We start from the raw sequence: 26,671 nt of genomic DNA on the forward strand, positions 1-26,671 counted from the left end.
TCACATCGTCAGATTGGTTCCGCCACCGTCCAGCAGTATATTCTGCCCGACGATAAAGCCGGCGTGTTGCGAACACAAAAACGCGCAGGCCGCGCCGAATTCCTGCCGCGTCCCATACCGACGTGCAGGGATCGTCTCGGCGCGTTCGGCGCGCGCCTCATCCATGGAAATTCCTTTTTGTGCAGCCACGCCACCATCCAGCGACTCCGCGCGATCCGTCGCGTGAATGCCCGGCAGTAGGTTGTTGATCGTCACTCCACGCGGTGCGACTTGTCGCGCTGTACCAGCGACATAGCCGGTCAAACCAGTCCGCGCCGCGTTGGACAGGCCCAAAGCAGGGATCGGCGCGCGCACGGATTGCGACGTGATGTTGACCACCCTGCCCCAGCCCTTGTCCATCATCCCCGGCAACAAGGCTTTCATGAACGCAATCGGCGTCAGCATGTTTGCATCCAGCGCCTTGATGAAATCGTCACGATCCCAATCCGACCACAGTCCGGGCGGCGGACCACCGGCGTTTGTCACAAGTATATCAACGCCCTGCGCGGCTTCGATCACCTGTGCCTGACCTTCGATCGAGGTCACATCACAAGCTACGGTTTGCACGTCGACGCCATGCTCGGACCGTAAACGAGCAGCTTCGAATTCTAGCGTCTGGGCCCCGCGCGCGTTCATCACCAGGTCGACGCCTGCCTCGGCTAATGCCTCGGCGCAGCCCAGCCCCAACCCTTTTGAGCTTGCACAAACCAGCGCACGCTTTCTGCGAATTCCCAGATCCATCTGATCCTCCCCATCTGTTGTTGCCCGCATGTCTAGCACCGGCCAGACAGGGAAGACCAGAAGTCACAACGCTTCAGTAAAAGAACTCTTCGCGCACGATTTTTCCGTTGGCGACGTGATAGATACCGACCTCTTTCATATCGAAGGTCTCGCCACTTTCCTTAACCTTGCCCTGCACTTCGAAAATTACGGCAAAGCGATCGTCGCCGTGCAAATAAGGCTCACTGACCGACGCACCCGAAACCTCATGGGCGCCCTCCCACCATTCGTGTTTGCCGCGGATGCCCTCGACGCCGTGCGTTTCACGCCCCATGCCTTCCATCTCTTGCGCTTCGACCGAAACGGCATCAGGCGCGTATAATTTGTTTAGGTTTTCCTTGGCCCGGTCCTCACGACACCCAGCGACCAGTTCGTCTGCGATTTCTTTCAAATTCATTGATCCTCTCCATCTTTTGTTCACTATTTGTTCTTATTGGCATAACCATACGATTCTGAACACCCCCTTTGTCTTGCTTCGGCAGGATTCCCCGCCTATACGCGCGTTCATGCTTGATACCGCCACCAACCAACCCGTATTGCCGCCCGAGATTGCCCGACGCCGGACATTCGCCATCATCTCGCACCCGGATGCGGGCAAGACGACGCTGACTGAAAAGTTCCTGTTGTACGGGGGCGCTATTCAGATGGCCGGTCAGGTGCGCGCTAAGGGTGAGGCGCGGCGGACCCGGTCGGACTTCATGCAGATGGAAAAGGATCGCGGTATTTCGGTCTCAGCCTCGGCCATGTCGTTCGACTACGGGAACTTTCGGTTTAATCTAGTGGATACGCCTGGTCACTCGGACTTCTCCGAGGACACCTATCGCACGCTGACCGCAGTGGACGCCGCCGTGATGGTGATCGACGGCGCGAAAGGTGTGGAAAGCCAGACGCAAAAACTGTTCGAGGTTTGCCGCTTGCGCGATTTGCCGATCCTGACCTTCTGTAACAAGATGGACCGCGAAAGCCGCGATACGTTCGAGATCATCGACGAAATTCAGGAGATGCTGGCCATCGACGTCACCCCTGCCGCGTGGCCGATTGGCGTGGGTCGCGATTTCATCGGTTGCTATGACATGCTGCGCGACCGACTGGAATTGATGGACCGCGCCGACCGCAACAAGGTAGCTGAAAGCATTCAGATCAACGGTCTGGACGACCCCAAACTGGCCGAACACGTACCCGAGCATCTGCTGGACAAGCTGCTGGAAGAAGTCGAGATGGCGCGCGAGCTGCTGCCTGCTCTGGACCCGCAAGCAGTGCTTGAGGGGCACATGACCCCGATTTGGTTCGGCTCGGCCATCAACTCGTTCGGGGTCAAGGAACTGATGGAAGGTATCGGCGCCTATGGCCCGCAGCCGCAGGTCCAGTCCGCTGAACCCCGACAAATTGCGCCTGATGAAAAGAAGGTCGCCGGTTTTGTCTTTAAGGTGCAGGCCAACATGGACCCCAAGCACCGCGACCGGGTTGCATTCGTCCGCATGGCAAGCGGTCATTTCAAGCGCGGCATGAAGTTGACTCACGTGCGATCCAAGAAACCGATGGCGATTTCGAACCCCGTGCTGTTTCTGGCCTCTGACCGCGAACTGGCCGAAGAGGCCTGGGCCGGAGACATCATCGGCATCCCAAACCACGGTCAACTGCGCATCGGTGACACCCTGACCGAGGGCGAAGCGCTGCGCGTGTCCGGGATCCCGTCATTCGCACCGGAATTGCTGCAAACTGTCAGGGCAGCCGACCCGCTGAAGGCCAAGCATCTGGAAAAAGCCCTGATGCAGTTTGCCGAGGAAGGTGCGGCCAAGGTTTTCAAGCCATCGATTGGTTCGGGCTATATCGTCGGCGTCGTTGGCGCTCTGCAGTTCGAAGTCCTCGCCAGCCGGATTGAGATGGAATACGGTCTGCCCGTCCGGTTCGAGGCGTCGCAGTTCACCTCTGCCCGCTGGGTGAGCGGTGACAAGGCCGAGGTTGAAAAGTTCGTCAACGCTAATAAACAGCACATCGCCCATGATCATGACGGCGACATCGTCTATCTGACGCGCTTGCAATGGGATATCGACCGGGTCGTGCGTGATTACCCCGAGCTGAACCTGACGGCGACCAAGGAAATGATGGTTTGATCCGGGTCTTGTAGTTTGGGCACCGTTCTCTAGGGTTCCGAAGCATGGCGGATTTGGATCAGGAAAACTATCCCGGCGGCTTCTATTCGGTGATGCGCCATCTGGAACGCAAAGAGGTTCCTTATCGCGATCCACAACGGGTACTGCCGCCGCCGGATGTTGATCTGAGTGAACTTGCCCAAACACCCGTAGAAAAGCCTGACCCGGACGCCAGCTTTGACCACAAGCAGGACGCGCGCAGGAAGTACCACGCGCTGCAGCAGGAATTTTCTGGCCAATCGCTGCTGCATCTTGTTCACGCAATGTGCATCGCATTGCTGCGCCGGCATCCGTCACCGGCTGAGGCGCGGGCGCTGTTTCTGCGGATGTGGCGGGAAAAGGGTTCAGAGTTGGCGCGGGACCTGCCTGTGCGTTGGCTTATTTCCTCGGCAACCACATTCGCCGACCATGGCGAAACACTGGATCAGCGCTTGGGCGGACAGGGTCTGTACCTGTTGTACGATCTGATCAAGCTGCATGATAGCGAGCGTCGGGTATCCCTTCGTCCAAACGATCAAGCCTTTCATATGCAGGGTGAAAAACACCACGACGTTCCATTGGCATTCGGCATGGCGGGCTATTCGCTAAGGAATGGCGATCTGGATCGAAACCTTTTGGCACGCCTTTGGCGTCATGCAGAAAACGACACGGTGTTGCGCCCGCTGGGGTACCGGATGTTGAAACTGGTGATGTACGACTCGCGCAGCATTTTTGGGCGTATCCAGCACTACAAGACCCGGCAGTCTCTGTTGGATCACATTGATGACTGACGGCTCTGGCTGGGGCATTGTTTCAACGGTTCGGGGCCCTGCCCCGGATATCCTGCGATTTGTTGCCTATCACCTCGATCTTGGGGTCGACCGGATGCACATCTATCTGGATGAACCCAATTCCAAAGCTTTCGATGCCCTAGTTCGGCATCCGAAGGTCGACGTGCAAACATGCGATGACGCATTCTGGATCAGCCGCAAGCGTGAACGGCCCGAACGGCATCAAAACCGTCAGACCGCAAATGCGTCATTCACCTATCGCAAGACCAATCTGAATTGGTTGGCCCATATCGACATGGACGAGTTTCTGTGGGCGGACCGTCCCATTCCCCAGCAACTGACCGATGTTCCCAACCACATCCCCGCTGTACGTGTCCGCCCGATCGAAGCCGTGGGCGGTGGCACGGATCTTTATAAGGCGCATCTTCCAAAGACCCCCCACCGTGACGCCCTCGTACAATCGCTGTACCCGCGTTATGGCGCCTTTGTTTTGGGTGGGTTCTTCAGCCATTTGCAAGGTAAGCTGATCGTCCGGACGGGCCTGAAGAAACTGAGCTTTCGTATCCACAACCTGTTCCAAGAAAAAACACTCTTGCCCTGCAAATTCGAATTGCAGGGGTTGGAGCTGTGCCATCGACACGCCCCCGACTGGGAACATTTTAAGGCTCACCTTCGATTTCGCCTGGCGCGTGGCTCGTATCAGCCAGGAATGTCCCTGAATGTTCCACGTGAACGGGGCGGCATGAACATGAACGAATTACTCAGCTGGATCGAGGTCGAAGGCGGCATGGATGGGCTGCGTGCATTTTTTGACGAAATCAGCGGTGCAGACCCCGACGTGAGAACCCGTCTGGAACAACATGACCTGATCCGATATCGGCCCCTGGATTTGGACGAAAAAGTCAGGAAACACTTTCCCGGAAGTGACTGAATTGTTGCGAGAAATCCGCAGAGCGAGCACAGTAAAAACCTTAAAGAGGTCTTCATTTGACCATACCCGGCGTTTTTGTTATGTCCCCCTCCAAGCCGAAATTGCGCAATGCAGCGTATGGCCATCCGGGCCCGGCACACCTTTGACGCGCGGGCCAGGTCTAATGTCCGCATGAACCGGACTTACATGACAAAATTTAACGAACTGAACCTGAACCCGAAGGTCCTCAAAGCCATTGAGGAAGCCGGATACGAATCCCCCACCCCGATCCAAGAAGGCGCAATTCCACCTGCGCTGGAAGGTCGTGATGTATTGGGGATCGCCCAGACCGGCACGGGAAAAACTGCAAGCTTTACGCTGCCGATGATCACAATGCTGGCACGGGGCCGCGCGCGCGCGCGGATGCCACGGTCGCTGGTGCTGTGCCCGACACGGGAACTGGCTGCACAGGTCGCCGAGAATTTCGACACCTATAGCAAACACCTGAAACTGACCAAGGCGTTGTTGATCGGAGGCGTCAGCTTCAAGGAACAGGACGCACTGATCGACCGTGGCGTCGATGTTCTGATCGCAACTCCCGGCCGACTGCTGGACCATTTCGAACGCGGCAAACTGCTGTTGACCGGCGTGCAGATCATGGTCGTCGACGAAGCTGACCGGATGCTGGACATGGGTTTTATCCCCGATATCGAGCGCATCTTCTCGCTGACGCCGTTCACCCGCCAGACGCTGTTCTTTTCGGCCACCATGGCGTCCGAGATTGAACGCATCACCGACACTTTCCTGTCCGCCCCCGCGCGGGTTGAGGTTGCCCGACAGGCGACCGCCTCGGAAACCATTGAACAGGGCGTCGTCATGTTCAAAGGCGGCCGTCGCGATCGAGAGGCCAGCGCCAAGCGCAAGGTCTTGCGCGCACTGATCGATGCCGAGGGTGAAAAATGCACCAACGCAATCATCTTCTGTAACCGCAAGACAGACGTTGATATCTGCGCAAAATCGCTAAAAAAATACGGCTATGACGCCGCCGCGATCCACGGCGATCTGGACCAATCACAGCGGATGAAAACGCTGGACGGTTTCCGCGACGGCTCGTTGCGGTTGCTGGTTGCCTCGGACGTGGCTGCGCGGGGCCTTGATGTCCCGTCGGTTAGCCATGTTTTCAATTTCGACGTCCCCGGCCACCCCGAGGATTACGTTCACCGCATCGGCCGCACCGGTCGTGCCGGGCGCGATGGCAAGGCGATTACTATCTGTTCGGGCCGTGACGAAAAAGCGCTGGCTGCGATTGAAAAGCTGATCCAGAAGGACATTCCAAAGCTCGACAATCCGGTCAAGGACGAACCCAAAGCCGACACGCCGAAGCCTGAGAAAAAGACCAAGTCTGCCGACACGCAAAAGAACGAAGGCAAAAAGAGCGACCGCAAAAAGGACAAAGAACCTAAAGGTCGTGGCCGTCGTTCGGATAACGGCAACGCGGTTGTGGGCATGGGCGATCACCTGCCCAGCTTCATTGCCCTAAGCTTTGCCGAGCGCCGTGCTGGTTAAATCGCCAGCACCAGCGCCAGGATCGACAACCCCAACAACGCCATCCCGGCGATCTCACGCCGGGTAATGGTCTCACGGAAAAACAGGATCGATGCGAACAGGCTGAGCAACAGTTCGACCTGCCCCAGCGCTTTGACATAGGCCGCGTTCTGCAAGGTGAACGCAAAGAACCAGCAAAACGATCCGCCCAGACTGGTCAAACCGACAAACACCCCTGTTCGACGTGTCTGCCACACCGCAAGCAGTTCGGTCCGGTCGCGCCACAGCAGCCATAGCGCCATGCTGAGGAACTGGAACGTCACAACCGCGGCCAGAGTGATCAGAGCGCGAAACCACGCGTCGATATCACCCAATTCAAGCGACGCACCCCGGTAACTGACGGCGGAAAAGGCGAACAATACGCCTGACCCCAACCCTAGGCGCGACGCCCGGTTGGTCAGATGTTTCCACCATGCCCCGTCGCCTCCGGGTGATTTGGACAGCAAAAGCACCGCCATCAATCCCAGCAAGATCGCAACCAGACCCCCGTACGAGATCTGATCGCCCAGCACCAGAAAACCGACAATGGCGGTCTGAATTACTTCGGTTTTCTTAAAGGTAATCCCAACCGCAAAATTTCGTTGCTTGAACAAAGCGACCACGCAGATCGTTGCCAGAATTTGCGCGGTGCCTCCGATGACAGCGTATACCCAGAACCACCCCGTCAGCGGCGGCACGCTGAAGCCAGTCACTTGCAGCGCCACAATCAGCCCCAAAAGCGCCAGTGGCATCGAATACGCGAACCGGGCAAACGTCGCCCCGGCCGCACTTAACTTTACGGTGCTGAGGGATTTTTGCAGCATGAACCGCACTGTCTGGAACGAGGCGGCAGCGATTGTTATGGGAATCCATAAACTCATGGCCCCCTTGTGTCGCTAAATCAAGGCTTTGGCCAGAGAGGATGTTCCACCGGATCCTTGGCCCGCAGGAAATATGCCTTAAAGATCTGCGCGTAAGACCGGTATACATAAGCCTCATTCCGGGTCTGATACCGATCTTTGCTGGCGCGATATAGCGCAGGCAGGCGGTACCAGGGCGCACCAGGATTCATGTGATGAACCACATGCAGGTTGTTGTTTAAAAACAGAAAAGCCAGCAACCCACGATCTTCGATAATCACAGTACGGGCCTGCGGATTTTCATGCGCGCGATGTTCAAGGAAGGTGCGGATCTTCACCAGCCCCAGCCCGGTATAGGCGGACAGAACATACGCCCAAATCGGCATTACCGAGTGCCCGACCACCCACAAAACCAAGGCCACCCCAACCAGATGTAGCGCCCAGGCCCGCAGGATGCCAAGGTCGCCCAGCAACGCACCGCGCAATTCATTCCGCGTGAATATGAATTGGCCAATCGCCGGACCCAGCACAATGCGCCCCAACAATGTGTTGTTCACAGATAGCAGCCATCGCTGCCACCCGGCCAATGCGCCCCAGACCTGTGGATCCAGATAGTTGGTTTCAGGATCGTCATAGGGGTCGGTCAACGTCTCATCCCGGTGATGAGCCAGATGCAGGTCGCGGAACCTTTGATACGGGATGAACAGGGTCAGAGGCAGCGCCATCAGGGCCTCATTCAGCCATTTTGTACGAAACGGGTGGCCGTGCAACGCCTCATGCGTCAACGAGGAATGGAGCGCCGCAACCAGACCCATCACCGGAATTGCCAGCCAAACCGGCATCAGGAAAATCACCGCCAACCACGCCCCATAGCAAGCCAGGATCAGGGCGAACGTGCCCCATTCGGGTGCAGCGGGCCTAGACATTGCGCCCCCATGAGATTTTGGCCCAGACGCGCTCGTAAATAACGTACATCGTCAATCCGATGGCCGTATTTACAATCGCCAGTGTCCCGCCCACAGCCGCCGAGCCAGTCGCGACCAGCCCGACCAGTGTCATCACCAGCAAGCCCATCGCATTCCACAGCACCGCTTTCACGACTGATCTGCGCCGTGTTTCCATTCCGTCACCCATATTATTGTTGTGTCTTCAAAATTACGGGTCACGGCATCCGTTGAAAATTCTGAATATGATTAACAAAACTCATCAACTGTGATATTTTTAAACATATGCAGGAAAAAATCGACAAAAGAGACCGCGCGGCACAGTTCCGTTCTCGTCTAGCCCGGGCGATGGAGGAGCGACACGTCAGTCAAAGTGCGCTGGCGCGTCAGATTGCGGTGGACCGTTCGACCGTATCGCAGCTTTTGACGGGTGAAGGCGCGCGCTTGCCAAATGCACATGTGGTAGGCAGTTGCGCCTCGGCGCTGGGGGTTTCGGCGGATTGGCTTCTGTGCCTGTCCGACCGACCCGAAAGCGCAGCGGAATTGTTGGCCAGCTCGCTGACAATGACCGAAGCACCACGTGCGCTGGTGGATGAGCGCATCTTTGAGTGGCATCAAGAAGCCGCAGGGTACAAAATCCGTTATGTTCCAGCGACTTTGCCCGACATGTTAAAGACCCGCGCGGTGCTGGAGTGGGAATATGCCCCGCATCTGGGGCGGACGGCGGATCAGGCCATCGGTGCCTCGGCTGACCGGCTGATGTGGATGCGCAGCGCGCAATCCGACTATGAAATCGCCATGCCGCTGTATGAAATCGATAGTTTCGTCCATGCGCGGGGCTATTACGACGGTCTTTGTCCCAAAATCCGGTTGGAACAGATCGACCATCTGCTGGAGATTTGCCAACAGCTCTACCCGCGTCTTAGGATCTATCTGTTTGACGCAAAACGGCTTTATTCCGCTCCGGTCACGATCTTCGGCCCCTTGCTGTGTGTTTTCTACGCCGGCAGCCACTATATGGCCTTTCGGGACCGTGATCGGATCGAAACCTTCACCCGCCATTTCGACCGACTGGTACGCGAGGCTGACCTGACTGCGCGCGACTTCTCAGAACACCTTAAACGGCTGCGCTCGCAAATTTCCGACCACTAAGGATGCACCTAAGCCTGTCTTGTGCTATCGTCGTTCGGCGCGAACCTTCGGGTATTCCGATCACAGACGGAGGACGACAGGAATGGACGCACTACAGACCGCTCAATACGCACGGGCCTTATATACTGTTCACGGCGACCGGGCCGAGGCGGAAGCCGCACAAAAGATGCGCGAATGTGAAGCCGCCGGAAATAGACAGGAAGCGCTAGACTGGCAAGCTGTCCGCCAGACCATCCGCCAAATTCGCGGGCCAAATCAGGGCTAGCTTCAGCGTTTCGAAAAAGCCCTGCCCCAAGCCGATCACCAATGCCCTTATTGCGCCAGGGCATTGGAGTTCTGTGTGTTTTCTAAACCGAGTTAGATTTTCGGATCTGGATTCACCGTGTGCCCATCCACGGCAATAACCTGCCCCGAAACAAGCCGCGCCGCATCCGAGGCGAGGAACACGGCCATGTTTGCGATATCGTGACCTTCAACAAAGCGCCCCATCGAGGTACCCGAAGCATACCCAGCATAGACCTGATCGCGGGTCATACCTTTTGCGGCCGCTTCGCGCGCCAGCACACCCTCCATCCGTGGGCCTTCAACCGCTCCAGGACAAATCGCATTGGCGCGAATACCGTGGGGGCCAAGTTCCATCGCAAGGGTTTTCATCAAACCGATCACCGCCCATTTCGCCGCTGCATATGGCGCGCGGTACGGGTACCCGTATTGACCAGCAGTTGACGACGTCAGGGTGATGCTGCCCGCCTGCGCGGTCTTCATCAAAGGGGCTGCATGTTTCACGGCCAGAAAAGCGCCCTCGAGGTTGACCGAAACGCAGGTCCGCCAATCTGCCAACCCGATATCCTCGATCGCGTTTGTCGGTCCTGCCGTGCCTGCATTGGCGCACAGCGCATCCAATCCACCTTCGGCTGCGATATCCTGAAAAACGGCGCCCATATCGGACTCACTTGCGGCATCGGCGCGACGAGCCTCCCAGTGATCCGGCACCGTATTCAAAGCAGCCTCGTCAATATCCGTGATCCAAACACCATAGCCTGCATCATCAAATGCTTCGGCCATGGCACGGCCAACGCCCGAGGCGCCAGCTGTAATCAGAACCCGCCGGGTCATGCGGGTTTCCGGATCGCGGCGCCCGCGCCTTCGGGGTAGGGCAACCCTGCCTGCGCATCGGCGATCCGCGTCATGGAGGCCTCGATTTCCGGCGACGGTGCGCTGGGGCGACGAGATTCAAGGCTGACATGCAGCAGGAAGCTTTCGCCCGTGGCCAGCAGCTTGTCGCCCTCATACATGCTGTGGAACACGTGCAGTTTCTTGCCCTGCCCCAACAGCATCTGCGTGCGAACTTCGATCTTGGCGCCTGCGTGTGCTTCGTCGACATACCGGATGTGATTTTCAGCGGTGAAATAGCTGCCGCCCGAGGTGATGTAATCCGCATCGCAACCGATGATCTCCATGAACCGGTCGGTCGCGGCGGCGAAGGCTTCCAGATACCGCGCCTCATTCATGTGACCGTTGTAATCGGTCCAGTCCAACGGCACCGCGCGGGCCAGTGTCAGGATCGGCTGGCTCAGGTCCGCCTGTTCCAGCGTTGGCAACGCGCCAGGTTTCAACAGCGCGTCATGCTGGTTCAGCACCGCGCCTGCTCCATAATTCTGCGCTTTGAGCGCGCGCATCATGCCCACAAGGTTGTTGTCACGGATCCGCTCCAGTTCGCGGATCGAGTGCATGCCCGACTGCGCGTCCGACTGATCCGCGATCAGGTCGACAAGTTCATCAGTAAAGTCCGGCACGTCCATCAACTTGGTCCACGGCCATTTCAACGCTGGCCCGAACTGAGCCATGAAGTGCCGCATCCCGGCCTCACCTCCGGCCACGCGATAGGTTTCAAACAGGCCCATCTGCGCCCAGCGAATGCCAAAGCCCATGCGGATGGCCTCGTCGATCTCTTCGGTCGTGGCGATGCCGTCCTTGACTAACCACAATGCCTCGCGCCAAACGGCTTCAAGAAATCGGTCAGCGATATGCGCGTCGATTTCTTTCTTGATGTGCAGCGGGAAAAACCCGACGGACTTCAGCAGTTCTTGCGCCTTGGCAACCATCTCGGCCGAGTTTTTGCCGGTTGGGACTAGCTCAATCAACGGCAGCAGATAGACCGGGTTGAACGGGTGCGTCACCACGATCTGCTCGGGCCTCAACGCGCCCTCCTGCAATTCGGACGGTTTGAAGCCGCTGGTCGAGGAGCCTATGATCGCATCTGGATCACAAGCCTCCTGCAACCCCTTGTAGACCTTCAGTTTCAGGTCCAGCCGTTCAGGCACGCTTTCCTGTATCCAGGCGGCACCCTGCACGGCCTCCGCCATATCTTCGTAGAACGTCAGAGATCCCTCGGTCGGCAATGGCACATCGCTCAGCCCCGGCAACGAGCGGCGCGCATTGTCCAGAACCTCACCAATCTTACGCTCGGCCTCGGGGTCCGGGTCAAACACCCGGACGTTCCAGCCGTTCAGTAGAAATCTAGCGGCCCACCCGCCGCCGATGACGCCGCCGCCAATGATCGCTGCTGTTTTTGTCATTGTTCCTCACTACAATCCAAAGTGCCGAAGATCCCTCCGACAGCGTCACGTATTGTGAATTTCGTTTTGCCCAACTGTTCCATTTCCCAAGTCTCGTTTAGCAAGACTACACCTTCATCTTCGCAAACCACGTCAAGAGCATAGGTCGCCGAAAGTGGCTGTACGCTGTTCACGCGACATCCACCCAGGCTGTGCCGATGTATCCAAAATGGCACCGACAAGACGTTTTCCTTCAATTGTGCACACAGCCCCGTCTGGGTCGCCAAATACTCATCGACAGCATCAGGAGTTTCCGCACTCAGTGGCGCGGCACAAATCAGGCACACCAACCAGAACGGCTTCACTTCGCCACTGGCGCCCGTTTCACCAGACCCAATTTTTCGCGCACTTCCTGCGCACCGATCACCCGCGCGCCCATGTTCTCGATAATGGTTCCGGCGCGTTCGACTAGTTGCCAATTCTCGGCCAGCACGCCCTTGTCCAGCCACAGGTTATCCTCAAGCCCGACGCGCACGTTGCCGCCCGCCAATACAGCTGCCGCGGCATAAGCCATCTGATTGCGGCCCAGAGCAAACGCGCTGAACGCCCAGTCATCCGGCACGTTGTTGACCATCGCCATGAAGGTGTTCAAGTCATCCGGCGCGCCCCACGGCACGCCCATGCAAAGTTGCACCAATGCCGGGCTGTCCAGCACGCCATCCTTCACCAGCTGCTTGGCGTACCACAGATGGCCGGTGTCAAAGGCTTCGATCTCGGGCTTCACGCCCAAATGTGTCATCATCCGACCCATCGCCTGCAGCATGCCCGGCGTGTTGGTCATGACGTAATCGGCTTCGGCAAAGTTCATGGTGCCGCAGTCCAGCGTGCAAATCTCGGGCAGGCATTCAGCCACATGTTCCACCCGAGCCGCCGCACCGATCATGTCGGTTCCGTCCTCGCGCAGCGGCAGCGGAGATTCGGTTGGGCCAAACACCATGTCCCCGCCCATCCCGGCGGTCAGGTTCAGAACGACGTCAACCTCAGCCTCGCGAATGCGGTCCGTGACTTCGCGATACAGGTCCAGACGGCGGCTGGGTACACCGGTTTCAGGGTCGCGTACATGGCAATGCACCACCGCCGCCCCGGCCTTGGCTGCGGCAATCGCACTGTCGGCGATTTGCTTGGGTGAGCGCGGCACATGTGGGCTGCGATCCTGTGTCCCTCCCGAGCCGGTAACGGCGCAAGTGATGAAGACTTCGCGGTTCATTTCCAGAGGCATTGTGTTTTCCCCAAGTTATACCCGGTTTTGCCGTGAGTTTTCCCCAGGCTTCTCCACGGATTCCGATTTGCGTTCACCCCCGACTCTGACGCAGCCTTGTGGAAACACTTGCCAGAATGCGAATCGAACTTGATGAAATCCGCAAAAAACATACTCCAACCCGAACATCGCGCCCTGAAAACGGCTGTGCTGGTTCTGGACGAATGCAACACGCTCAGCTTCGCCTCGGCCGTTGATCCAATGCGGGCTGCCAACCGTCTGGCGGATCGTCCCGCTTTCGACTGGGATTATGTGACGGCAACGACAGAACCCGCGATGTTGACCAGCGCACTGAACGTACCGGGTGTTCCGCTGGCACGGTTGCAAAGCTGCGATCTGATGATCGTTGTCGCGGGATTCCAACTGGCCCGACACGCCACACCCAGTTTGCTGGCCGGACTGCGCCGTATTGCGGGCACTGGTGCCACCATGGCGGGCATCGACGGAGGCCCCTGGTTGTTGGCCGAGGCTGGCCTGCTGGATGGACACGCCGCCACAACTCACTGGGAAGACTTGGACAATTTCGCCACCCGATTCCCCGATGTTGACGTTCGCCCCGATCGTTTCACCGTATCCGGCAATCGCCTGACCTCAGGTGGCGCTATCCCAGCGGTCGAAATGATGCTGCACATTATCGCCGCCCGCCACGGTGCCGGTTTTGCTGCCCGCGTCTCGGGTCTTTTCCTGTACGACGGTGCGCCCGAGCCCACAAAACCGCAAAGCCGGACCGGTGCCCCACACCGCCATACGGCGCTGACGGCCAAGGCGAACACCTTGATGGAATCTTCGCTGGACGAGCCGCTGCCACTGGCGGACATCGCCGAAACCCTCGGCACCAGCCCCCGCACCCTGCAGCAGCAATTTCGCCTGCGCCTGAACACAACGCCGCAGGACCACTATCTGCAGTTACGCTTGGCCGAGGCCCGCCGCCTGGTTACCGACACCGACATGCCGCTGATGGATGTGGCCCTGGCTACGGGGTTCGCCTCACAATCCAGCTTTGCACGTGCTTTCCGCACCGCACACGGCCTCTCGGCCCGTGACCTGCGGCAGGAACGCATCCAGCCCACCCATCACTGACGAGATCTTCTTCATCTGGCTAAAAATACCTCGGGGCGCGCGCGCAGTGCGTCGGTCGCAGAGCCCCCTAAAAAGGCATCGGATGCGTTCGGTGCGCCTGACCGATTTCTGCCACGACCTCATCGGACAGCCGCAAGTCCTTACCGGCCAGGATATGCTCCAGCTGTGCCACCGAGGTCGCGCCGAAAACAGCCGACATCATGAACTGCCGCGTCCGACACCAGGCCAGTGCCATATGCACCGGGTCCAACCCATGCCGCTCGGCAATCTCCAGGTAAGCCGCCACGGCCCCAAAAACGCGTGGACCGGTGCGCCCGCCCATCTCGGGCACCAGCGACATACGTGATCCGACGGGCACCGCATCACCCTGATACTTGCCGGTCAGAAATCCCGCCCCCAAGGGAGAAAAGGCCATCAAGCCCACATCTTCATGCACACTGAGTTCCGCCATATCCGTATCGAAGTGCCGGCATAGAATCGAATACTCATTCTGAACCGAGGCCACACGCGGCGCGCCCATCTGCTCGGCAATCCGCAGCCATTGCGTCGTACCCCAAGCGCTTTCGTTGGACAGGCCAAAGGTGCGGATATTGCCCTTGTCGACCTGTACTTGCAGGGCCTCAAGGCAATCCTGCATGTTGTCCAATACTTCGTTGGTGTTGTGTCCCGAGGGTGAATAATTCCAGTTCTGGCGGAACATGTAACTGCCCCGGTTCGGCCAGTGAAACTGATAGAGATCAATGCAATCCGTGTGCAGCCGCCGCAGTGAGCCTTCGATCGCTTCGGGGATCGTCTTTCCCGAAATCTGCGCGCCATCGCGGGCATGGGCGAACCCTGCCCCCGAATGTTTGGTTGCCAGTACGTAATCTGCACGACGGGACGGGTTGGCAGCGTTCCAGCTGCCCAGAATCTCTTCGGTCCGACCCACGGTTTCCCTTGCGATCGGGTTCACCGGATACATCTCGGCCGTATCAACGAAATTAATCCCGGCTGCCAGCGCCATATCCAACTGCTTGTGACCACCTGCCTCGGACGTCTGTGTGCCAAAGGTCATCGTACCCAGACATAAGTCTGTCACCGAAATTCCCGTGCGGCCTAATGGTCTTGTTTCCATCTGTCAGTCTCCGGAAAGCTTTTAAGATCAGCCTCTTACGCCTCGGCCTTCTTCTCCCACCGGCCCGATTCCTCGGACCAGTATTGCGCCGAACAACCCGCGCTAGTTAGTGCTTTCCACTGGCCGCGCGCCTGCTGGACCGCCATATCATCATTGCCATCGAACAGGATGCAGACACGCTCCAGCGAAGCCACCTCGTCGGCGTTTACCGGCGCGCCGTCCACGGCCATGACACAGGCCGGTTCATTGGCTGCCTCTGGCCCGGTCGTCAGCAAAACAGGCTGCGCCGCGTCATGCGGGCCACCTTCGCGCCCATGTGGCAGGAACCCGTCCTCGGGCCCCAGCCACAGCTTTTCATCCAGCCAGTCCATCCGTGCCGGATCTGTGCCCCGCACGGCAATCTTCCACCCAGCCTGCCGCGCCTTGTCCAGCAGCACCGGCAAGGTGTGTTCCAAGGGCTGACGGGTCAGGTGGTAGAAATAGACGGCCCCCATACGATTACTCGAAGTTGTCCTGCACCAGCCGGCTAAGCGCGCGTACACCCCAGCCGGTTGCCCCTTTGGGCGCATAGGATGTTTCCGACGACACCGAGGCCACACCCGCAATATCGAGGTGAATCCAAGGCGTTTCTTCTTTCACAAAACGCTGCAGGAATTGCGCCGCTGTAATCGAGCCTGCCGGGCGACCGCCGACATTTTTCATATCAGCAATGCGCGACTTCAACTGTTTGTCGTACCCTTCGCCCAGCGGCAGGCGCCACGCGCCTTCATCCTCGGCCTTGGCCGATTTCAGGAAGGCATCGCAGAACGTGTCATTGTTGGAAAATACACCGGCATTTTCGTGGCCCAGACCAATGATCACCGCGCCGGTCAGCGTGGCCAGATCGATCATGCCCACCGGTTGGAACCGCTCTTGCGTGTACCACATCACATCGCACAGAACCAAACGCCCTTCTGCGTCGGTGTTGATGATCTCGACCGTGTCGCCCTTCATCGACTTGACCACATCGCCCGGACGGCTGGCATTGCCGGACGGCATGTTTTCGACCAGCCCGACCAGACCGACCACGTTGGCCTTGGCCTTGCGCTTGGCCAACGCACGCATGGTGCCAGCGACAACGCCCGCACCGCCCATATCCATGGTCATGTCTTCCATGCCGCCTGCGGGTTTCAGCGAGATACCACCGGTGTCGAACACGACACCCTTACCCACCAGAGCCAGTGGCGCGTCGTCCTTGTCACCGCCGTTCCACTGCATCACCACAACCTTCGAGGGGCTGACCGAACCCTGCCCGACGCTCAGCAGCGTTCGCATGCCCAACTCGGCCAGTTTGTCCTCTTCCAGAACTTCAACCTCAAGGCCCAGCTCCGCCATCTCGGCCAAACGGTCGGCGAATTCAGTGGTGGTCAGGACGTTTGCAGGCTCGTTGGTCAGATCACGGGTCATCCGCACCCCATCGGCCACGGCGTATTGCGGGGCAAAGGCGGCTTCGACCTCGTCGGGTTTCTGGTGACTGATGGTGACGGTGCCAACATCTTCCGCCTCTTTGGTCTTGTGCGCGTCGAAATCATAGGTGCGCAGCACGATGCCCATCGTCAGATCTTCGGTCCGGACCTGATTGCCTGCCATCACCAGCACGTCCTTGCCCCCTGCCAGCTTGGCCAGCGCCGCGCCCGCCTTGCGGGCCTCGGCCGGATCAGGACGGCGGGGCAGGATCACGATATCCAGCGCCTCGGCCGTCATTCCACCAGGCCAAGCCATCGAGATCACATCGCCCGTCTTTACCTTTTCAAACCGGGGACTTTCCACCAGACGCGCCACCGCGCCACGGGTCAGACGGTTGGCCCGGCGCACCGCAGGGCTCATCTTGCCGTCCGATGGGATGATTACCGCCACCCGGCCTTCGGCTTGCGCCATTGCATCCGTATCAAAGGGCTGAAACCGGATCGGGACAAGACTGCTCATTGCGAACTCCTCAAAAACTGTTCCCCAAGACCTAGCCCGCACCGCGCGGCTTGACCAGATAGCAGTTTTCCCCGCGTGCCAATTGCATTACAGTCGCGGAAAAATTCCGGCAGGATCGGGGGAGAACGAATTGGCGAGACAGGGCAGGCATATGCCGTTGCGCATCCGCGCAGGCGAAGGTGATTCTGACCTTTTCGGTACCGATTTCACCTGCTGCCGGATCAAGGCGGAGGCACAATCGTGATCCTCGACCGATATTTCGCCCGCCGGTTCATGCAAAGCTTTCTGGTCATTGGCGGCATTTTTCTAACGCTGCTGATTCTGATCGATCTGGTCGAACAAGCCCGCCGGTTCAACTCGGAGGGGCTGTCCTTTGGCACGCTGCTGCACCTGACCTTGCTGAATTCACCCGCAGCGATCAGCGAGATGCTGCCCTTGCTGGTCATCCTTGCCACCATTGCATTGTTCATCGGCTTGGCGCGCAATTCCGAACTGGTGGTGACACGCGCCATCGGGCGGTCCGGTATCCGGGCGCTGCTGGCTCCGGTCACGTTGGCATTGATCATTGGGACCCTCGCGGTGGCCTTGCTGAACCCGATCACCGCCGCCACGTCCGAGGAGTACCGACGCCTGTCTGATGCCTACAAAGACAAAGGCAACTCGGCGCTGTCGATCACCAGCGAGGGGCTTTGGTTGCGGCAGGGTTCGGAAAATGGGCAATCGGTCATCCACGCGCGAGGCACCACGAATGCGGATGCGTTGGAACTAACCGGCGTAACGATCGTTACATTTTCGCCGGATGGTAAACCAACACAGCAAATCAATGCCAATCGGGCACAGCTGTCGAACGGGTCTTGGATATTGCACAATGCCAAGATCTGGTCTCTGGCGGATGATATGAACCCCGAGGCGACAGCTCAAACACATCAGCGCATCGAAATTCCCACCACGCTGACGCGCCAGCGCATTCTGGACACACTGGGCCAGCAGGATTCCGTATCCGTCTACGACTTGCCACAGCTTATCCGTGATCTCCGCGAAGCCGGATTTTCCACCAAGCAATATGAGGTCTGGTTGCAGGTTCAACTTGCGCGACCGCTTTTTCTGGTGGCCATGGTGATGATCGGCGCGGCCTTTACCATGCGCCATGTCCGTTTTGGCGGTACCGGCATCGCGGTTCTGTCCGCAGTGCTTTTGGGATTCTCAATCTACTTCGTTCGCAACTTTGCCCAAATACTCGGAGAAAACGGTCAATTGCCAATCTTCGTCGCAGCCTGGGCTCCGCCCTTTGCAGCCATTCTTCTTTCCCTTGGCCTTCTTCTCCATGCGGAGGACGGCTGATGCGGCTCATATCAAGTCTTTTGCTGTCCGGCGCTGTGGCTCTGGCAATGCCAACAGGTGCCGCCGCCCAGACCCAATCAGCCCCTGGCCCGGCGCAGGATACCCAGCAAGAGGACCAGCCCGCCCTGCTGGTGGCTGACGAAATCTTCATCACACCCGAACGCGTGCTGGTGGCTGAAGGCAATGTCGAAGCTTTTCAGGGTGACATCAAAATCACCGCTGACCGCATCACCTATGACCGCGATACCGGCGCGCTGACACTTGAGGGGCCAATCCGTATCGATCAGGCCGGTGATACGACAATCCTGGCGGACTCGGCCGAACTGGATGACGGTATTCAGAATGGCCTGCTGATCGGCGCGCGGATGGTGTTCGACCAGCAGGTGCAGATTGCTTCGGTTCAGGCCACGCGCGCGGCGGGCAGGTATACGCAGTTCAGCAAAGTTTCGGCCACCTCGTGCCATGTCTGCGCGAATGGCAAACCGCCGATCTGGCAGATCCGCGCCCGCAAGGTCACGCATGATCAACTGGAACGGCAACTCTATTTTGAAGGGGCGCAGCTTCGGGTGCTGGATGTGCCAGTGTTCTATTTCCCCTATCTGCGACTGCCGGACCCGACGCTCGAGCGGGCCACCGGGTTCTTGGTACCGTCGATCCGAACCACCTCGCAGTTGGGCACTGGCGTCCAGGTGCCATATTTCATCAAGCTGGGTGACCACAAGGATCTGACACTGACGCCCTATGTCTCGTCCAAGACCAATACACTTGGGTTTCGCTATCGACAGGCCTTTAAAAGGGGGCGTATCCAGCTTGAGGGCGCCTATACCCGCGATGATCTGCAGCCGGGTGAAGATCGCGGATACTTGTTTGCCAATGGCTGGTTCAACTTGAACGACGGTTATCGGTTCCTTTTCAACATCAGAACAACGTCAGACGATGCTTATCTGGCCGATTATGGCCTGCCAGATCTGGATCGGCTGCGTAGCGAACTTGCGCTGGAACGGATCAAACGCGACACGGCGTTCCGTACCAGTTTCACCCACTATAAAACCCTGCGCGATAGCGAGGAACAGGACGAAATTCCGTCACGGATCTTTGATCTGTATTATGAAAAGCGTCTGTTCCCGACCTCTGTGGGCGGCGAGGTTCGGTTGGGCTTTGTTACTCACGCGCATGAACGTACCAGTGACGAGGATATCGTCGGACGGGACGTTGCTCGTGCCACTTTTGATGCAGAATGGCTGCGCGACTGGACCTTTGCGTCGGGCCTTAGGGCTGAGGTGCGGGCCGGTGCGTCGGTTGATGCGTTCAACATTCGTCACGACAGCGATTTTCCCGATAACGTCACGCGCACCACGCCGCGCGCGGCATTGACGCTGCGCTATCCAATGCGCAAGCGCGAGTCATCAGGGGCGACGCAGATATTGGAACCGATTGCCCAGATCGGCTGGACTCATGTCTCGGACGATGACGTGCCAAATGACGAAAGTACGTTTCAGGAATTCGATCAGGGTAACTTGCTGTCCCTGTCCCGCTTTCCAGCCCCCGACCGGCGCGAAGACGGCGTGACCGGCGTTGTGGGCCTGAACTGGTCTCGCTACGCAGCCGGCGGTTGGCGGGCTCTTGCCACGATTGGTCAAGTGTACCGCGCAGATGCTGACCCCAGTTTCAACCTGACCTCGGGCTTGCAGGGGACAACCTCAGACTTGCTGCTGGCAGGTCAGATTCAAACCAATAACGGCTGGCGTCTGGCCGGCCGTGGCTTGTTGAACGGAGATTTCAGCTTTTCAAAAGCCGAACTGCGGGTCGGCTGGCAACAGCCGCGGGTCGGCTTCACCGGAAGCTATGGCTGGCAAGAGCCGGACCCGGCTGAAGGTATCGACGACGAGATTTCCGAAGTTCGGTTGACCGGACGTTACCGGGTGGATCAGAACTGGAACACACGGGCCCTGGCGCGCTATGACCTAAGCGAATCCGAACCGATCCGCTATGGGTTGGGGGTGACGTATCAGAATGAATGCGTACAGGTTAACATGAATGTCAGTAGGCGCTTTACTTCATCATCAAGTATTGAGCCTTCGACAGAATTCGGCTTTACCGTAGCCTTGACGGGGTACTCCGTTAACAGTGGCGGCCAACAGTACAAGAGAAGATGCAGTTGATTTCAGGTTTCACCAGTTTCCTCCGCTCCGGTTGGCTTAAACCGGTCGCCCCAATGCTGATCGGGGCTGCGCTGGCTTTGACGTCGCCACAAGCTGGTGCCCAAAGCCTGTTTTCCCCGGCGATCAAAGTCAATCAAGACATCATCACCTGGTACGAGCTGTCACAACGGCAACAATTCCTGACCGCACTGGGTGCCCCCGGTGCGTCCGACGCCGAAGTCCGTGATGCGCTGATCGACGAAAGGCTGCGTCGCCAGATTATGCGCGAGGCCGGAATCCAGGCAGCCCCCGAAGACATTCAGGTCGGCATCGACGAATTTGCCGCGCGTGGGCAATTGTCGACTGACCGGTTCCTGCAACTGCTCGCCGATCAGGGTGTTGATCGCGAAACCGTTCGGGATTTCGTGGCCGATCAGGTTGCTTGGCGCGACTATGTCAGTGCGCGTTTCCTGTCACAGGCTCGCCCGTCCGAGGACGAGATCAACCGCGCCCTGGGTCAAACTGACAGCGGTGGGCTGCAGGTGCTGCTGTCCGAAATCATTATCCCAGTGAACCAGCAAACCATTGCCCAGGCTGATCTGCTTGCCCAAGAGATTGCCCAACTGCAGGGGTTTGACTCGTTTTCCGCCGCAGCCACACAATATTCAGCGGCAGCCACCCGCGATAATGGTGGACGACTTGACTGGCTGAGCCTCACCAGCCTGCCGCCAGCACTGCAACCGGTGATCCTGGGTTTGAAGGACGGAGAGATCACACAGCCGCTTTCGTTGCCCAACGCCATTGCGCTGTTCCAGATGCGCGGACTGCGTGAGGTCGCGACCAGCGCGACCAACTATTCCGAGATAGACTACGCGATCTATAATATGGCCGGTGGCCGTAGTGCTGAAACCCTGGCACTGGCGGCCAAACTCAGAGAAGAAATTGACACCTGCGATGACCTCTACGGCATCGCCAAGGACCAACCACCAGAAGTATTGCAACGGATTCAGGCCAGCCCCGGTGAGATTCCGCGTGACGTGGCGCTGGAGCTTGCCAAGCTTGACCTGAATGAGGTGTCCACCACGCTGACCCGCAACAATGGCCAGACCCTGATGTTCCTGATGCTCTGCACCCGCACCCGTGATCTGGGCGAAGAGACATCGCGAGTGGACGTTGCCAACGCGCTGACGCAACAACGTCTCGAGGCTTTTGCTAACAGCCTTGTGGCACAGCTGCGCGCCGAAGCAAACATTGTCGAGCAATGACATCCCCAATCGCGCTCAGCTGTGGTGACCCGGCCGGAATAGGCCCGGAAATCGCAGCCAAAGCGTGGTCGGACCTTCGCGACACATGTCCCTTCTTCTATATCGGTGATGCAACCCACTTGCCGCCGGGAACGCCGGTTGTTCGCATAACTGACCCGTCCGAATCTGTTAAAATTAGCGCCTCGGCGCTGCCGGTTCTGCAATTGGATTTTCCGGCGCCCAATGTCCCCGGCCAACCCGATCCGGCCAACGCGCCCTCAGTCATCGCCGCTATTGAGCGCGGTGTTTCGCTGGTGCAATCCGGTGCGGCCTCGGCGCTTTGTACCGCGCCGATCCACAAGAAAGCCCTGATCGACGGCGCCAGCTTCGCTTATCCAGGCCATACTGAATTTCTCGCCGCCCTGGCCGGTCGGGACCGGGTGGTCATGATGCTGGCCAGCGCGCAATTGCGCGTGGTGCCAGCAACCATCCATATCGCGCTGTCCCGGGTGCCTTCGGCTCTGACCCCGGACCTGCTGCACGACACCATCGCAATCACCGTCCAAGGACTGCGCAATCAATTCGGTATCGCGCATCCTCGTATTGCCATCGCGGGTCTGAACCCCCATGCCGGTGAAGGCGGGAAGATGGGCCATGAAGAGTTGGACTGGATCGCGCCCCTGATCGCCGACCTCCCTGACGACAGCTATACTGTTACAGGGCCACACCCTGCCGATACGATGTTCCACGCCGCTGCGCGCGCCCGTTATGACGCAGCAATTGCGATGTATCACGATCAAGCACTGATCCCGATCAAAACGCTGGATTTCGATCGCGGTGTCAACGTGACGCTTGGCCTTCCCTTTATCCGCACCTCACCCGATCACGGCACCGCACTGGATATCGCTGGCCAAGGCATCGCCACACCCACCAGCCTGATCGAAGCACTGAAGCTGGCCCAACGCATGGCACAAAGCGCTTGACCCTTCTGTTGGCTGAAAATACCCCAACCAAAGGCAAAATCATCGGCGCCCCCCGCGTCACGGCAACCGGATCATGAGTGCAATCGACAATCTCCCTCCGCTACGCGAGGTCATCGCGACCCACCAGCTTTCGGCCCGCAAATCGCTGGGGCAGAATTTTTTGCTGGACCTGAACCTGACGGCCAAGATCGCGCGTCAGGCCGGAAATCTTACGGAATGCGACGTGTTGGAAATTGGCCCCGGCCCCGGAGGCCTGACCCGTGGGTTGTTGTCAGAGGGCGCACGCAAGGTCGTGGCGGTGGAAAAAGACACACGCTGCATCGCGGCCCTGAACGATATCGCAGCCGCCTACCCCGGTCGACTTGAGGTGATCAACGGCGATGCGCTTGAAATCGACCCGCTGGCGCACCTAACTCCACCGATTCGCATCACAGCCAATCTGCCCTACAATGTCGGCACCGAGTTGCTGGTTCGCTGGCTTACTCCGCCGGAGTGGCCGCCCTTCTGGCAGAGCCTGACCCTGATGTTCCAGCGTGAGGTGGCCGAGCGTATCGTCGCCCAACCTGGCAGCAAGGCCTATGGCCGCCTCGCCATCCTCGCCCAATGGCGGGCCGAGGCGCGGATCGCCATGTCATTGCCGCCTGGTGCCTTCACCCCTCCACCCAAGGTTTCCAGCGCCGTTGTTCACCTGACCGCCCTGCCCGAGCCGCGTTACCCGGCCGATGCTGCCACCCTGTCACGCGTCGTCGCGGCTGCCTTTAACCAGCGCCGGAAAATGCTGCGCGCATCGTTAAAAGGTGTTGCACCGGATATCGAAGACAGGTTGCTCACAGCTGGTATCCAGCCCACCGAACGGGCCGAACAGGTCCCGCTTGAGGCGTTTTGTGCTTTAGCGCGCGAAGTCAAAAAAAGCTAAGAGTAAAAGAAAAAGCCCCGGATTAATCCGGGGCTTTCGCAATTTCGCAGTCTTTATTTATTCCGCCGCTTCTGGCGCATCCCCATCCGTTTTAGGGGCATCCTCAACCGGTGCAGCCTTGGGCTTGCGCGCACGCGGGCGGCGTGCAGGTTTTTCTTTCTTCTCCGATTTCTCGGGCGCATCGACCACCGGGGCGGCATCTTTGCTTTCCGGGGTCTCGACTAGACCGGATTCGGGGGCGGAAGCTTCGGCTCCGAAATCCATCACGTCGGGTTGCGGTGCCTCGGCGGGATCGGCCTGACGGGCCGCTTCGCGCTCCTGTCGTTCGGCACGTTCCCGGTCACGCTCGGCCTGACGTTCGCGATTCTGGCGCTCCTGCTCTTCGCGGCGCGCTTCGATTTCGCGCTGCGCTTCGCTGAGCAGACGCAGATAATGCTCGGCGTGCTGCTGAAAGTTCTCAGCTGCCACACGGTCGTTACCTAGCTGGGCGTCGCGCGCCAGCTGGTTGTATTTGTCAATGATCTGCTGGGGCGTGCCGCGCACCTTGCCTTCGGGGCCCGAACTGTCGAAAACCCGGTTAACAACGTTGCCGCCAGAGGGGCGATTGCGGTTATTCTTGGCCCGCGAGCGGGATTTAGAAGATCTCATCGTACTTTACGTCAGCCTTGTCATTCGGTGCCGATCAAGTCGCGTCCTGCACTGCTCAATGGCATTAGCCGTCACGCGATGTCGACTTTTTTGGGCTTGGCGTCAGGGGCCCGCTGAAACAGCGTCAACCTCTCCGACTAACTCTGAGTAAGCATGTCCAGCGCCTACAGACAAGAGGTTTGTCCAAAAATTCGCAGCTTTTTTACATTGATCGGCGCATTTCAGCCTCATCATATGCCAAATTTACGGCATTCTGGCGACAACAACACGATCTCGACCGTCCAGATCGGGGATAACCCCTGCATCAACTAGTCCAGCCGCTTGAAAAAGGGCTGCAACAGCCTTGCCCTGTGTCGGTCCGATTTCAACCAGAATCCGCCCGCCGGGCATCAGAAAATCCGGGGCCGAGGCGGCAATATGACGGTATGCGCCCAGCCCGTCCCCTTCGTCCGTCAGTGCCATACGCGGTTCATGTTCACGCACCTCCGGGGACAGGTCCTGCATCTCCTCCAGCGAAATATAGGGCGGGTTTGCAACAATCAGGTCAAACAACCCTTCGATATTTTCAAACCAATCCGAGCGTAAAATCTCGACCCTGTCCTGCACCTGATGCTGCACCGCATTGGCGCTGGCTTGCAGACAGGCGGATTCGCTTAGATCCGCACCGATACCCGAAGCACTGGTGCGCTCGGCCAGCAGAGTAATCAAGATACAGCCAGAGCCTGTGCCCAAGTCCAGAACATGATCGAACGGTTCGCTTAACGCCGCCTCGACCAGAGTCTCGGTTTCAGGGCGCGGGTCCAGCACATCTCGGCTGACACGGAACCTGCGACCATAAAACTCGCGCTCTCCCAGCAAGTGCGACACCGGCACGCGGATAGCCCGCAGTGAGATCAGGTGATCGTACCGTTCGGCAATCTCGGGTGACAGTTCCTCGGGCGCAATCAACGTGACTCGGCTGGCCTCTATCCGTGCGGCATGAGCCAGCAAAACCCGCGCATCACGTGCCGGATCATCGACTCCAGCAGCGCGCAAGCGGGCGGTGGCGGCAACCATGGCCTGGGCGGCAGTCAACGCAGCGATCATTGTGCCATCTCGGCCAGCAGACGGGCCTGATCGTCAGCGGTTAGCGCGTCGATCACCTCATCCAAATCGCCCTGCATCACCTGATCCAGCTTATAGAGTGTCAGGTTAATGCGGTGATCCGTCATCCGCCCCTGCGGAAAATTATACGTCCTGATCCGCTCGGACCTGTCGCCCGAGCCTACCTGACTGGCGCGATCAGCGGATCGTTCGTTGTCGATCCGCTGGCGTTCAAGATCATACAGGCGCGTTTTCAGGACCTGCATTGCTATTTCACGGTTGCGGTGCTGAGACTTCTCGGAACTCGTCACCACCAGACCGCTGGGCAGGTGTGTGATCCGCACAGCCGAATCCGTCGTGTTAACGTGCTGCCCGCCCGCGCCCGAACTGCGCATCGTGTCGATGCGAATGTCATTGGCGTCGATCTGAATGTCCACATCCTCGGCCTCGGGCAGAACCGCCACTGTGGCTGCCGAGGTATGAATCCGCCCACCGCTTTCGGTTTCGGGTACTCGCTGAACGCGGTGTACACCGGATTCGTATTTCATGCGGGCAAAGACATTGTCGCCCTTGATGTGTGCCACCACCTCTTTGATACCACCAAGGTCCGAGGCTTGCTCTTCAATGATCTCAAACTGCCAGCCGCGCGCTTCGGCATAGCGTTGATACATGCGCAGCAGATCGCCCGCGAACAACGCAGCCTCATCCCCGCCCGTTCCAGGGCGGATTTCCAACATCGCTGGACGCGCATCGGCCTTGTCCCGCGGCAACAACGCCAGTTGCAGGGCTTGTTCGGCCTGCGGGATACGGGCCTGAAGCTCAGGGATTTCTTCCTCGGCCAGCTCTTTCATGTCGGGATCGGCCAGCATCGTTTCAGCTTCAGCCAGATCGGCGACCAGCTGACGCCACGCCATGATCTGATCCACGACCGGCTTCAGATCAGAATACTCCTTGGCCAAGGTCGCAATATCTCCGCCCGAGGCGCCATCTGCCATGGCCGCTTCGAGATACTGGAATCGCTGAGTTATCTGTTCAAGGCGTTCTTCGGGGATCATCCGCGCGGTGTCTCCTAATCCGGCGCTTTGGTC

At 58.7% G+C, this 26,671-nt stretch carries 26 protein-coding genes; 12 read left to right on the top strand and 14 right to left on the bottom strand.

Translation table 11 applies throughout. From position 1 onward, the window contains the following. Both ACR0DL_RS06080 and ACR0DL_RS06085 read right to left on the bottom strand, forming a co-directional pair. Positions 1-780 (bottom strand): SDR family oxidoreductase, encoded by a 780-nt coding sequence (locus ACR0DL_RS06080; RefSeq protein WP_480688478.1) that lies wholly within the window; start codon positions 778-780, stop codon positions 1-3. 73 nt (positions 781-853) lie between these two features. After that, a complete protein-coding gene (locus ACR0DL_RS06085) occupies positions 854-1,216 on the bottom strand; it encodes a nuclear transport factor 2 family protein (protein WP_170358779.1) in 363 nt (120 codons plus the stop codon). A 109-nt stretch (positions 1,217-1,325) separates the two neighbouring features. Here ACR0DL_RS06085 and ACR0DL_RS06090 point away from each other — a divergent pair, with 109 nt between their 5' ends. From ACR0DL_RS06090 to ACR0DL_RS06105, 4 genes are all read left to right on the top strand, one after another. Further along, positions 1,326-2,933 carry a peptide chain release factor 3 gene (locus ACR0DL_RS06090; RefSeq protein ID WP_170375608.1) on the top strand — a complete coding sequence of 536 codons (1,608 nt, stop codon included), beginning with the start codon at positions 1,326-1,328 and terminating at the stop codon, positions 2,931-2,933. A 44-nt stretch (positions 2,934-2,977) separates the two neighbouring features. Then, entirely contained in the window at positions 2,978-3,742 is a 765-nt protein-coding gene (locus tag ACR0DL_RS06095) for a hypothetical protein (protein WP_480688091.1), read from the top strand. Beyond that, positions 3,735-4,673 (top strand): glycosyltransferase family 2 protein, encoded by a 939-nt coding sequence (locus ACR0DL_RS06100; RefSeq protein ID WP_480688093.1) that lies wholly within the window; start codon positions 3,735-3,737, stop codon positions 4,671-4,673. Before ACR0DL_RS06095 ends, ACR0DL_RS06100 begins: the two co-directional genes overlap by 8 nt. 186 nt (positions 4,674-4,859) lie before the next feature. After that, positions 4,860-6,218: a DEAD/DEAH box helicase gene (locus ACR0DL_RS06105; RefSeq protein WP_170375615.1), complete on the top strand. Its 1,359-nt coding sequence runs from the start codon at positions 4,860-4,862 to the stop codon at positions 6,216-6,218. Here ACR0DL_RS06105 and ACR0DL_RS06110 read toward each other — a convergent pair. From ACR0DL_RS06110 to ACR0DL_RS06120, 3 genes are read right to left on the bottom strand one after another with little or no spacing between them, the layout of a single operon-like run. After that, a complete protein-coding gene (locus ACR0DL_RS06110; protein ID WP_480658150.1) occupies positions 6,215-7,117 on the bottom strand; it encodes an EamA family transporter in 903 nt (300 codons plus the stop codon). The two genes, ACR0DL_RS06105 and ACR0DL_RS06110, sit on opposite strands and share 4 nt — an antisense overlap. Before the next feature lie 20 nt (positions 7,118-7,137). Beyond that, on the bottom strand, positions 7,138-8,022 hold the full coding sequence (locus ACR0DL_RS06115; RefSeq protein WP_480688096.1) for a fatty acid desaturase: 885 nt from the start codon (positions 8,020-8,022) through the stop codon (positions 7,138-7,140). Continuing rightward, positions 8,015-8,218: a DUF2061 domain-containing protein gene (locus ACR0DL_RS06120; protein ID WP_170348929.1), complete on the bottom strand. Its 204-nt coding sequence runs from the start codon at positions 8,216-8,218 to the stop codon at positions 8,015-8,017. Before ACR0DL_RS06120 ends, ACR0DL_RS06115 begins: the two co-directional genes overlap by 8 nt. Positions 8,219-8,325: 107 nt before the next feature. On the opposite strand from ACR0DL_RS06120, the gene ACR0DL_RS06125 reads away from it, so the two are divergent. Continuing rightward, a complete protein-coding gene (locus ACR0DL_RS06125) occupies positions 8,326-9,192 on the top strand; it encodes a helix-turn-helix domain-containing protein (RefSeq protein ID WP_480688098.1) in 867 nt (288 codons plus the stop codon). Between the two features lie 82 nt (positions 9,193-9,274). Then, entirely contained in the window at positions 9,275-9,457 is a 183-nt protein-coding gene (locus tag ACR0DL_RS06130; RefSeq protein WP_170348931.1) for a hypothetical protein, read from the top strand. A gap of 92 nt (positions 9,458-9,549) precedes the next feature. Here the strand turns inward: ACR0DL_RS06130 and ACR0DL_RS06135 are convergent, their stop codons facing one another. The 3 genes from ACR0DL_RS06135 to bcoG all read right to left on the bottom strand — a co-directional run bounded on the left by ACR0DL_RS06135 (position 9,550) and on the right by bcoG (position 13,029). Beyond that, positions 9,550-10,308 carry an SDR family oxidoreductase gene (locus tag ACR0DL_RS06135; RefSeq protein WP_480688100.1) on the bottom strand — a complete coding sequence of 253 codons (759 nt, stop codon included), beginning with the start codon at positions 10,306-10,308 and terminating at the stop codon, positions 9,550-9,552. Continuing rightward, positions 10,305-11,771: a carnitine 3-dehydrogenase gene (locus ACR0DL_RS06140; RefSeq protein WP_480688102.1), complete on the bottom strand. Its 1,467-nt coding sequence runs from the start codon at positions 11,769-11,771 to the stop codon at positions 10,305-10,307. The genes ACR0DL_RS06135 and ACR0DL_RS06140 overlap by 4 nt, the downstream gene beginning before the upstream one ends. Positions 11,772-12,111: 340 nt before the next feature. Next, positions 12,112-13,029 carry a 3-dehydrocarnitine:acetyl-CoA trimethylamine transferase BcoG gene (gene bcoG / locus ACR0DL_RS06145; protein WP_480688103.1) on the bottom strand — a complete coding sequence of 306 codons (918 nt, stop codon included), beginning with the start codon at positions 13,027-13,029 and terminating at the stop codon, positions 12,112-12,114. A gap of 132 nt (positions 13,030-13,161) precedes the next feature. Here bcoG and ACR0DL_RS06150 point away from each other — a divergent pair, with 132 nt between their 5' ends. Next, on the top strand, positions 13,162-14,148 hold the full coding sequence (locus ACR0DL_RS06150) for a GlxA family transcriptional regulator (protein ID WP_170348936.1): 987 nt from the start codon (positions 13,162-13,164) through the stop codon (positions 14,146-14,148). Between the two features lie 67 nt (positions 14,149-14,215). Here the strand turns inward: ACR0DL_RS06150 and ACR0DL_RS06155 are convergent, their stop codons facing one another. Genes ACR0DL_RS06155 through ACR0DL_RS06165 form a run of 3 tightly spaced genes read right to left on the bottom strand, consistent with a single transcriptional unit; the run spans position 14,216 to position 17,227 of the window. Continuing rightward, positions 14,216-15,262 (bottom strand): aldo/keto reductase, encoded by a 1,047-nt coding sequence (locus ACR0DL_RS06155; RefSeq protein ID WP_480688105.1) that lies wholly within the window; start codon positions 15,260-15,262, stop codon positions 14,216-14,218. Between the two features lie 35 nt (positions 15,263-15,297). Continuing rightward, the gene (locus ACR0DL_RS06160) at positions 15,298-15,756 is read right to left on the bottom strand and encodes a DNA polymerase III subunit chi (protein WP_170358808.1); all 459 of its coding nucleotides are present in this window, start codon (positions 15,754-15,756) and stop codon (positions 15,298-15,300) included. Between the two features lie 4 nt (positions 15,757-15,760). Next, the gene (locus ACR0DL_RS06165) at positions 15,761-17,227 is read right to left on the bottom strand and encodes a leucyl aminopeptidase (protein WP_170396043.1); all 1,467 of its coding nucleotides are present in this window, start codon (positions 17,225-17,227) and stop codon (positions 15,761-15,763) included. A gap of 240 nt (positions 17,228-17,467) precedes the next feature. On the opposite strand from ACR0DL_RS06165, the gene lptG reads away from it, so the two are divergent. The 5 genes from lptG (at position 17,468) to rsmA (ending at position 23,852) form a co-directional block, all read left to right on the top strand. Further along, positions 17,468-18,568 carry an LPS export ABC transporter permease LptG gene (gene lptG / locus ACR0DL_RS06170; protein ID WP_170348940.1) on the top strand — a complete coding sequence of 367 codons (1,101 nt, stop codon included), beginning with the start codon at positions 17,468-17,470 and terminating at the stop codon, positions 18,566-18,568. Next, the gene (locus ACR0DL_RS06175) at positions 18,568-20,730 is read left to right on the top strand and encodes an LPS-assembly protein LptD (protein ID WP_480688107.1); all 2,163 of its coding nucleotides are present in this window, start codon (positions 18,568-18,570) and stop codon (positions 20,728-20,730) included. The genes lptG and ACR0DL_RS06175 overlap by 1 nt, the downstream gene beginning before the upstream one ends. After that, positions 20,721-21,974: a peptidylprolyl isomerase gene (locus ACR0DL_RS06180; protein ID WP_480688109.1), complete on the top strand. Its 1,254-nt coding sequence runs from the start codon at positions 20,721-20,723 to the stop codon at positions 21,972-21,974. Before ACR0DL_RS06175 ends, ACR0DL_RS06180 begins: the two co-directional genes overlap by 10 nt. Further along, positions 21,971-22,936, top strand: a complete 966-nt coding sequence (gene pdxA, locus ACR0DL_RS06185) for a 4-hydroxythreonine-4-phosphate dehydrogenase PdxA (RefSeq protein ID WP_170533039.1) — start codon at positions 21,971-21,973, stop codon at positions 22,934-22,936. Before ACR0DL_RS06180 ends, pdxA begins: the two co-directional genes overlap by 4 nt. Positions 22,937-23,009: 73 nt before the next feature. Further along, a complete protein-coding gene (gene rsmA, locus ACR0DL_RS06190) occupies positions 23,010-23,852 on the top strand; it encodes a 16S rRNA (adenine(1518)-N(6)/adenine(1519)-N(6))-dimethyltransferase RsmA (protein ID WP_480688111.1) in 843 nt (280 codons plus the stop codon). Positions 23,853-23,909: 57 nt separating this feature from the next. Here the strand turns inward: rsmA and ACR0DL_RS06195 are convergent, their stop codons facing one another. The 3 genes from ACR0DL_RS06195 to prfA form a co-directional block, all read right to left on the bottom strand. Then, positions 23,910-24,500, bottom strand: a complete 591-nt coding sequence (locus ACR0DL_RS06195; protein WP_170348945.1) for a DUF4167 domain-containing protein — start codon at positions 24,498-24,500, stop codon at positions 23,910-23,912. 243 nt (positions 24,501-24,743) lie between these two features. Beyond that, entirely contained in the window at positions 24,744-25,586 is an 843-nt protein-coding gene (gene prmC / locus ACR0DL_RS06200) for a peptide chain release factor N(5)-glutamine methyltransferase (protein WP_170375656.1), read from the bottom strand. After that, positions 25,583-26,638 (bottom strand): peptide chain release factor 1, encoded by a 1,056-nt coding sequence (gene prfA / locus ACR0DL_RS06205; protein WP_480688113.1) that lies wholly within the window; start codon positions 26,636-26,638, stop codon positions 25,583-25,585. The genes prmC and prfA overlap by 4 nt, the downstream gene beginning before the upstream one ends. Between the last annotated feature and the right edge of the window lie 33 nt (positions 26,639-26,671).

This window comes from Ruegeria sp. BB5 (genome assembly GCF_056539405.1).

Coding starts and splice junctions, on each gene's coding strand:
- ACR0DL_RS06125 (WP_480688098.1), top strand. CDS start 8,326: ATGCAGGAAAAAATCGACAAAAGAGACCGCGCGGCACAGTTCCGTTCT.
- pdxA (WP_170533039.1), top strand. CDS start 21,971: ATGACATCCCCAATCGCGCTCAGCTGTGGTGACCCGGCCGGAATAGGC.
- ACR0DL_RS06115 (WP_480688096.1), bottom strand. CDS start 8,022: ATGTCTAGGCCCGCTGCACCCGAATGGGGCACGTTCGCCCTGATCCTG.
- ACR0DL_RS06160 (WP_170358808.1), bottom strand. CDS start 15,756: ATGGGGGCCGTCTATTTCTACCACCTGACCCGTCAGCCCTTGGAACAC.
- ACR0DL_RS06195 (WP_170348945.1), bottom strand. CDS start 24,500: ATGAGATCTTCTAAATCCCGCTCGCGGGCCAAGAATAACCGCAATCGC.
- ACR0DL_RS06110 (WP_480658150.1), bottom strand. CDS start 7,117: ATGAGTTTATGGATTCCCATAACAATCGCTGCCGCCTCGTTCCAGACA.
- ACR0DL_RS06180 (WP_480688109.1), top strand. CDS start 20,721: ATGCAGTTGATTTCAGGTTTCACCAGTTTCCTCCGCTCCGGTTGGCTT.
- ACR0DL_RS06140 (WP_480688102.1), bottom strand. CDS start 11,771: ATGACAAAAACAGCAGCGATCATTGGCGGCGGCGTCATCGGCGGCGGG.
- ACR0DL_RS06150 (WP_170348936.1), top strand. CDS start 13,162: ATGAAATCCGCAAAAAACATACTCCAACCCGAACATCGCGCCCTGAAA.
- bcoG (WP_480688103.1), bottom strand. CDS start 13,029: ATGCCTCTGGAAATGAACCGCGAAGTCTTCATCACTTGCGCCGTTACC.
- ACR0DL_RS06130 (WP_170348931.1), top strand. CDS start 9,275: ATGGACGCACTACAGACCGCTCAATACGCACGGGCCTTATATACTGTT.
- rsmA (WP_480688111.1), top strand. CDS start 23,010: ATGAGTGCAATCGACAATCTCCCTCCGCTACGCGAGGTCATCGCGACC.
- prfA (WP_480688113.1), bottom strand. CDS start 26,638: ATGATCCCCGAAGAACGCCTTGAACAGATAACTCAGCGATTCCAGTAT.
- prmC (WP_170375656.1), bottom strand. CDS start 25,586: ATGATCGCTGCGTTGACTGCCGCCCAGGCCATGGTTGCCGCCACCGCC.
- ACR0DL_RS06105 (WP_170375615.1), top strand. CDS start 4,860: ATGACAAAATTTAACGAACTGAACCTGAACCCGAAGGTCCTCAAAGCC.
- ACR0DL_RS06135 (WP_480688100.1), bottom strand. CDS start 10,308: ATGACCCGGCGGGTTCTGATTACAGCTGGCGCCTCGGGCGTTGGCCGT.
- ACR0DL_RS06120 (WP_170348929.1), bottom strand. CDS start 8,218: ATGGAAACACGGCGCAGATCAGTCGTGAAAGCGGTGCTGTGGAATGCG.
- ACR0DL_RS06175 (WP_480688107.1), top strand. CDS start 18,568: ATGCGGCTCATATCAAGTCTTTTGCTGTCCGGCGCTGTGGCTCTGGCA.
- ACR0DL_RS06155 (WP_480688105.1), bottom strand. CDS start 15,262: ATGGAAACAAGACCATTAGGCCGCACGGGAATTTCGGTGACAGACTTA.
- ACR0DL_RS06100 (WP_480688093.1), top strand. CDS start 3,735: ATGACTGACGGCTCTGGCTGGGGCATTGTTTCAACGGTTCGGGGCCCT.
- ACR0DL_RS06080 (WP_480688478.1), bottom strand. CDS start 780: ATGGATCTGGGAATTCGCAGAAAGCGTGCGCTGGTTTGTGCAAGCTCA.
- ACR0DL_RS06165 (WP_170396043.1), bottom strand. CDS start 17,227: ATGAGCAGTCTTGTCCCGATCCGGTTTCAGCCCTTTGATACGGATGCA.
- ACR0DL_RS06095 (WP_480688091.1), top strand. CDS start 2,978: ATGGCGGATTTGGATCAGGAAAACTATCCCGGCGGCTTCTATTCGGTG.
- ACR0DL_RS06090 (WP_170375608.1), top strand. CDS start 1,326: ATGCTTGATACCGCCACCAACCAACCCGTATTGCCGCCCGAGATTGCC.
- ACR0DL_RS06085 (WP_170358779.1), bottom strand. CDS start 1,216: ATGAATTTGAAAGAAATCGCAGACGAACTGGTCGCTGGGTGTCGTGAG.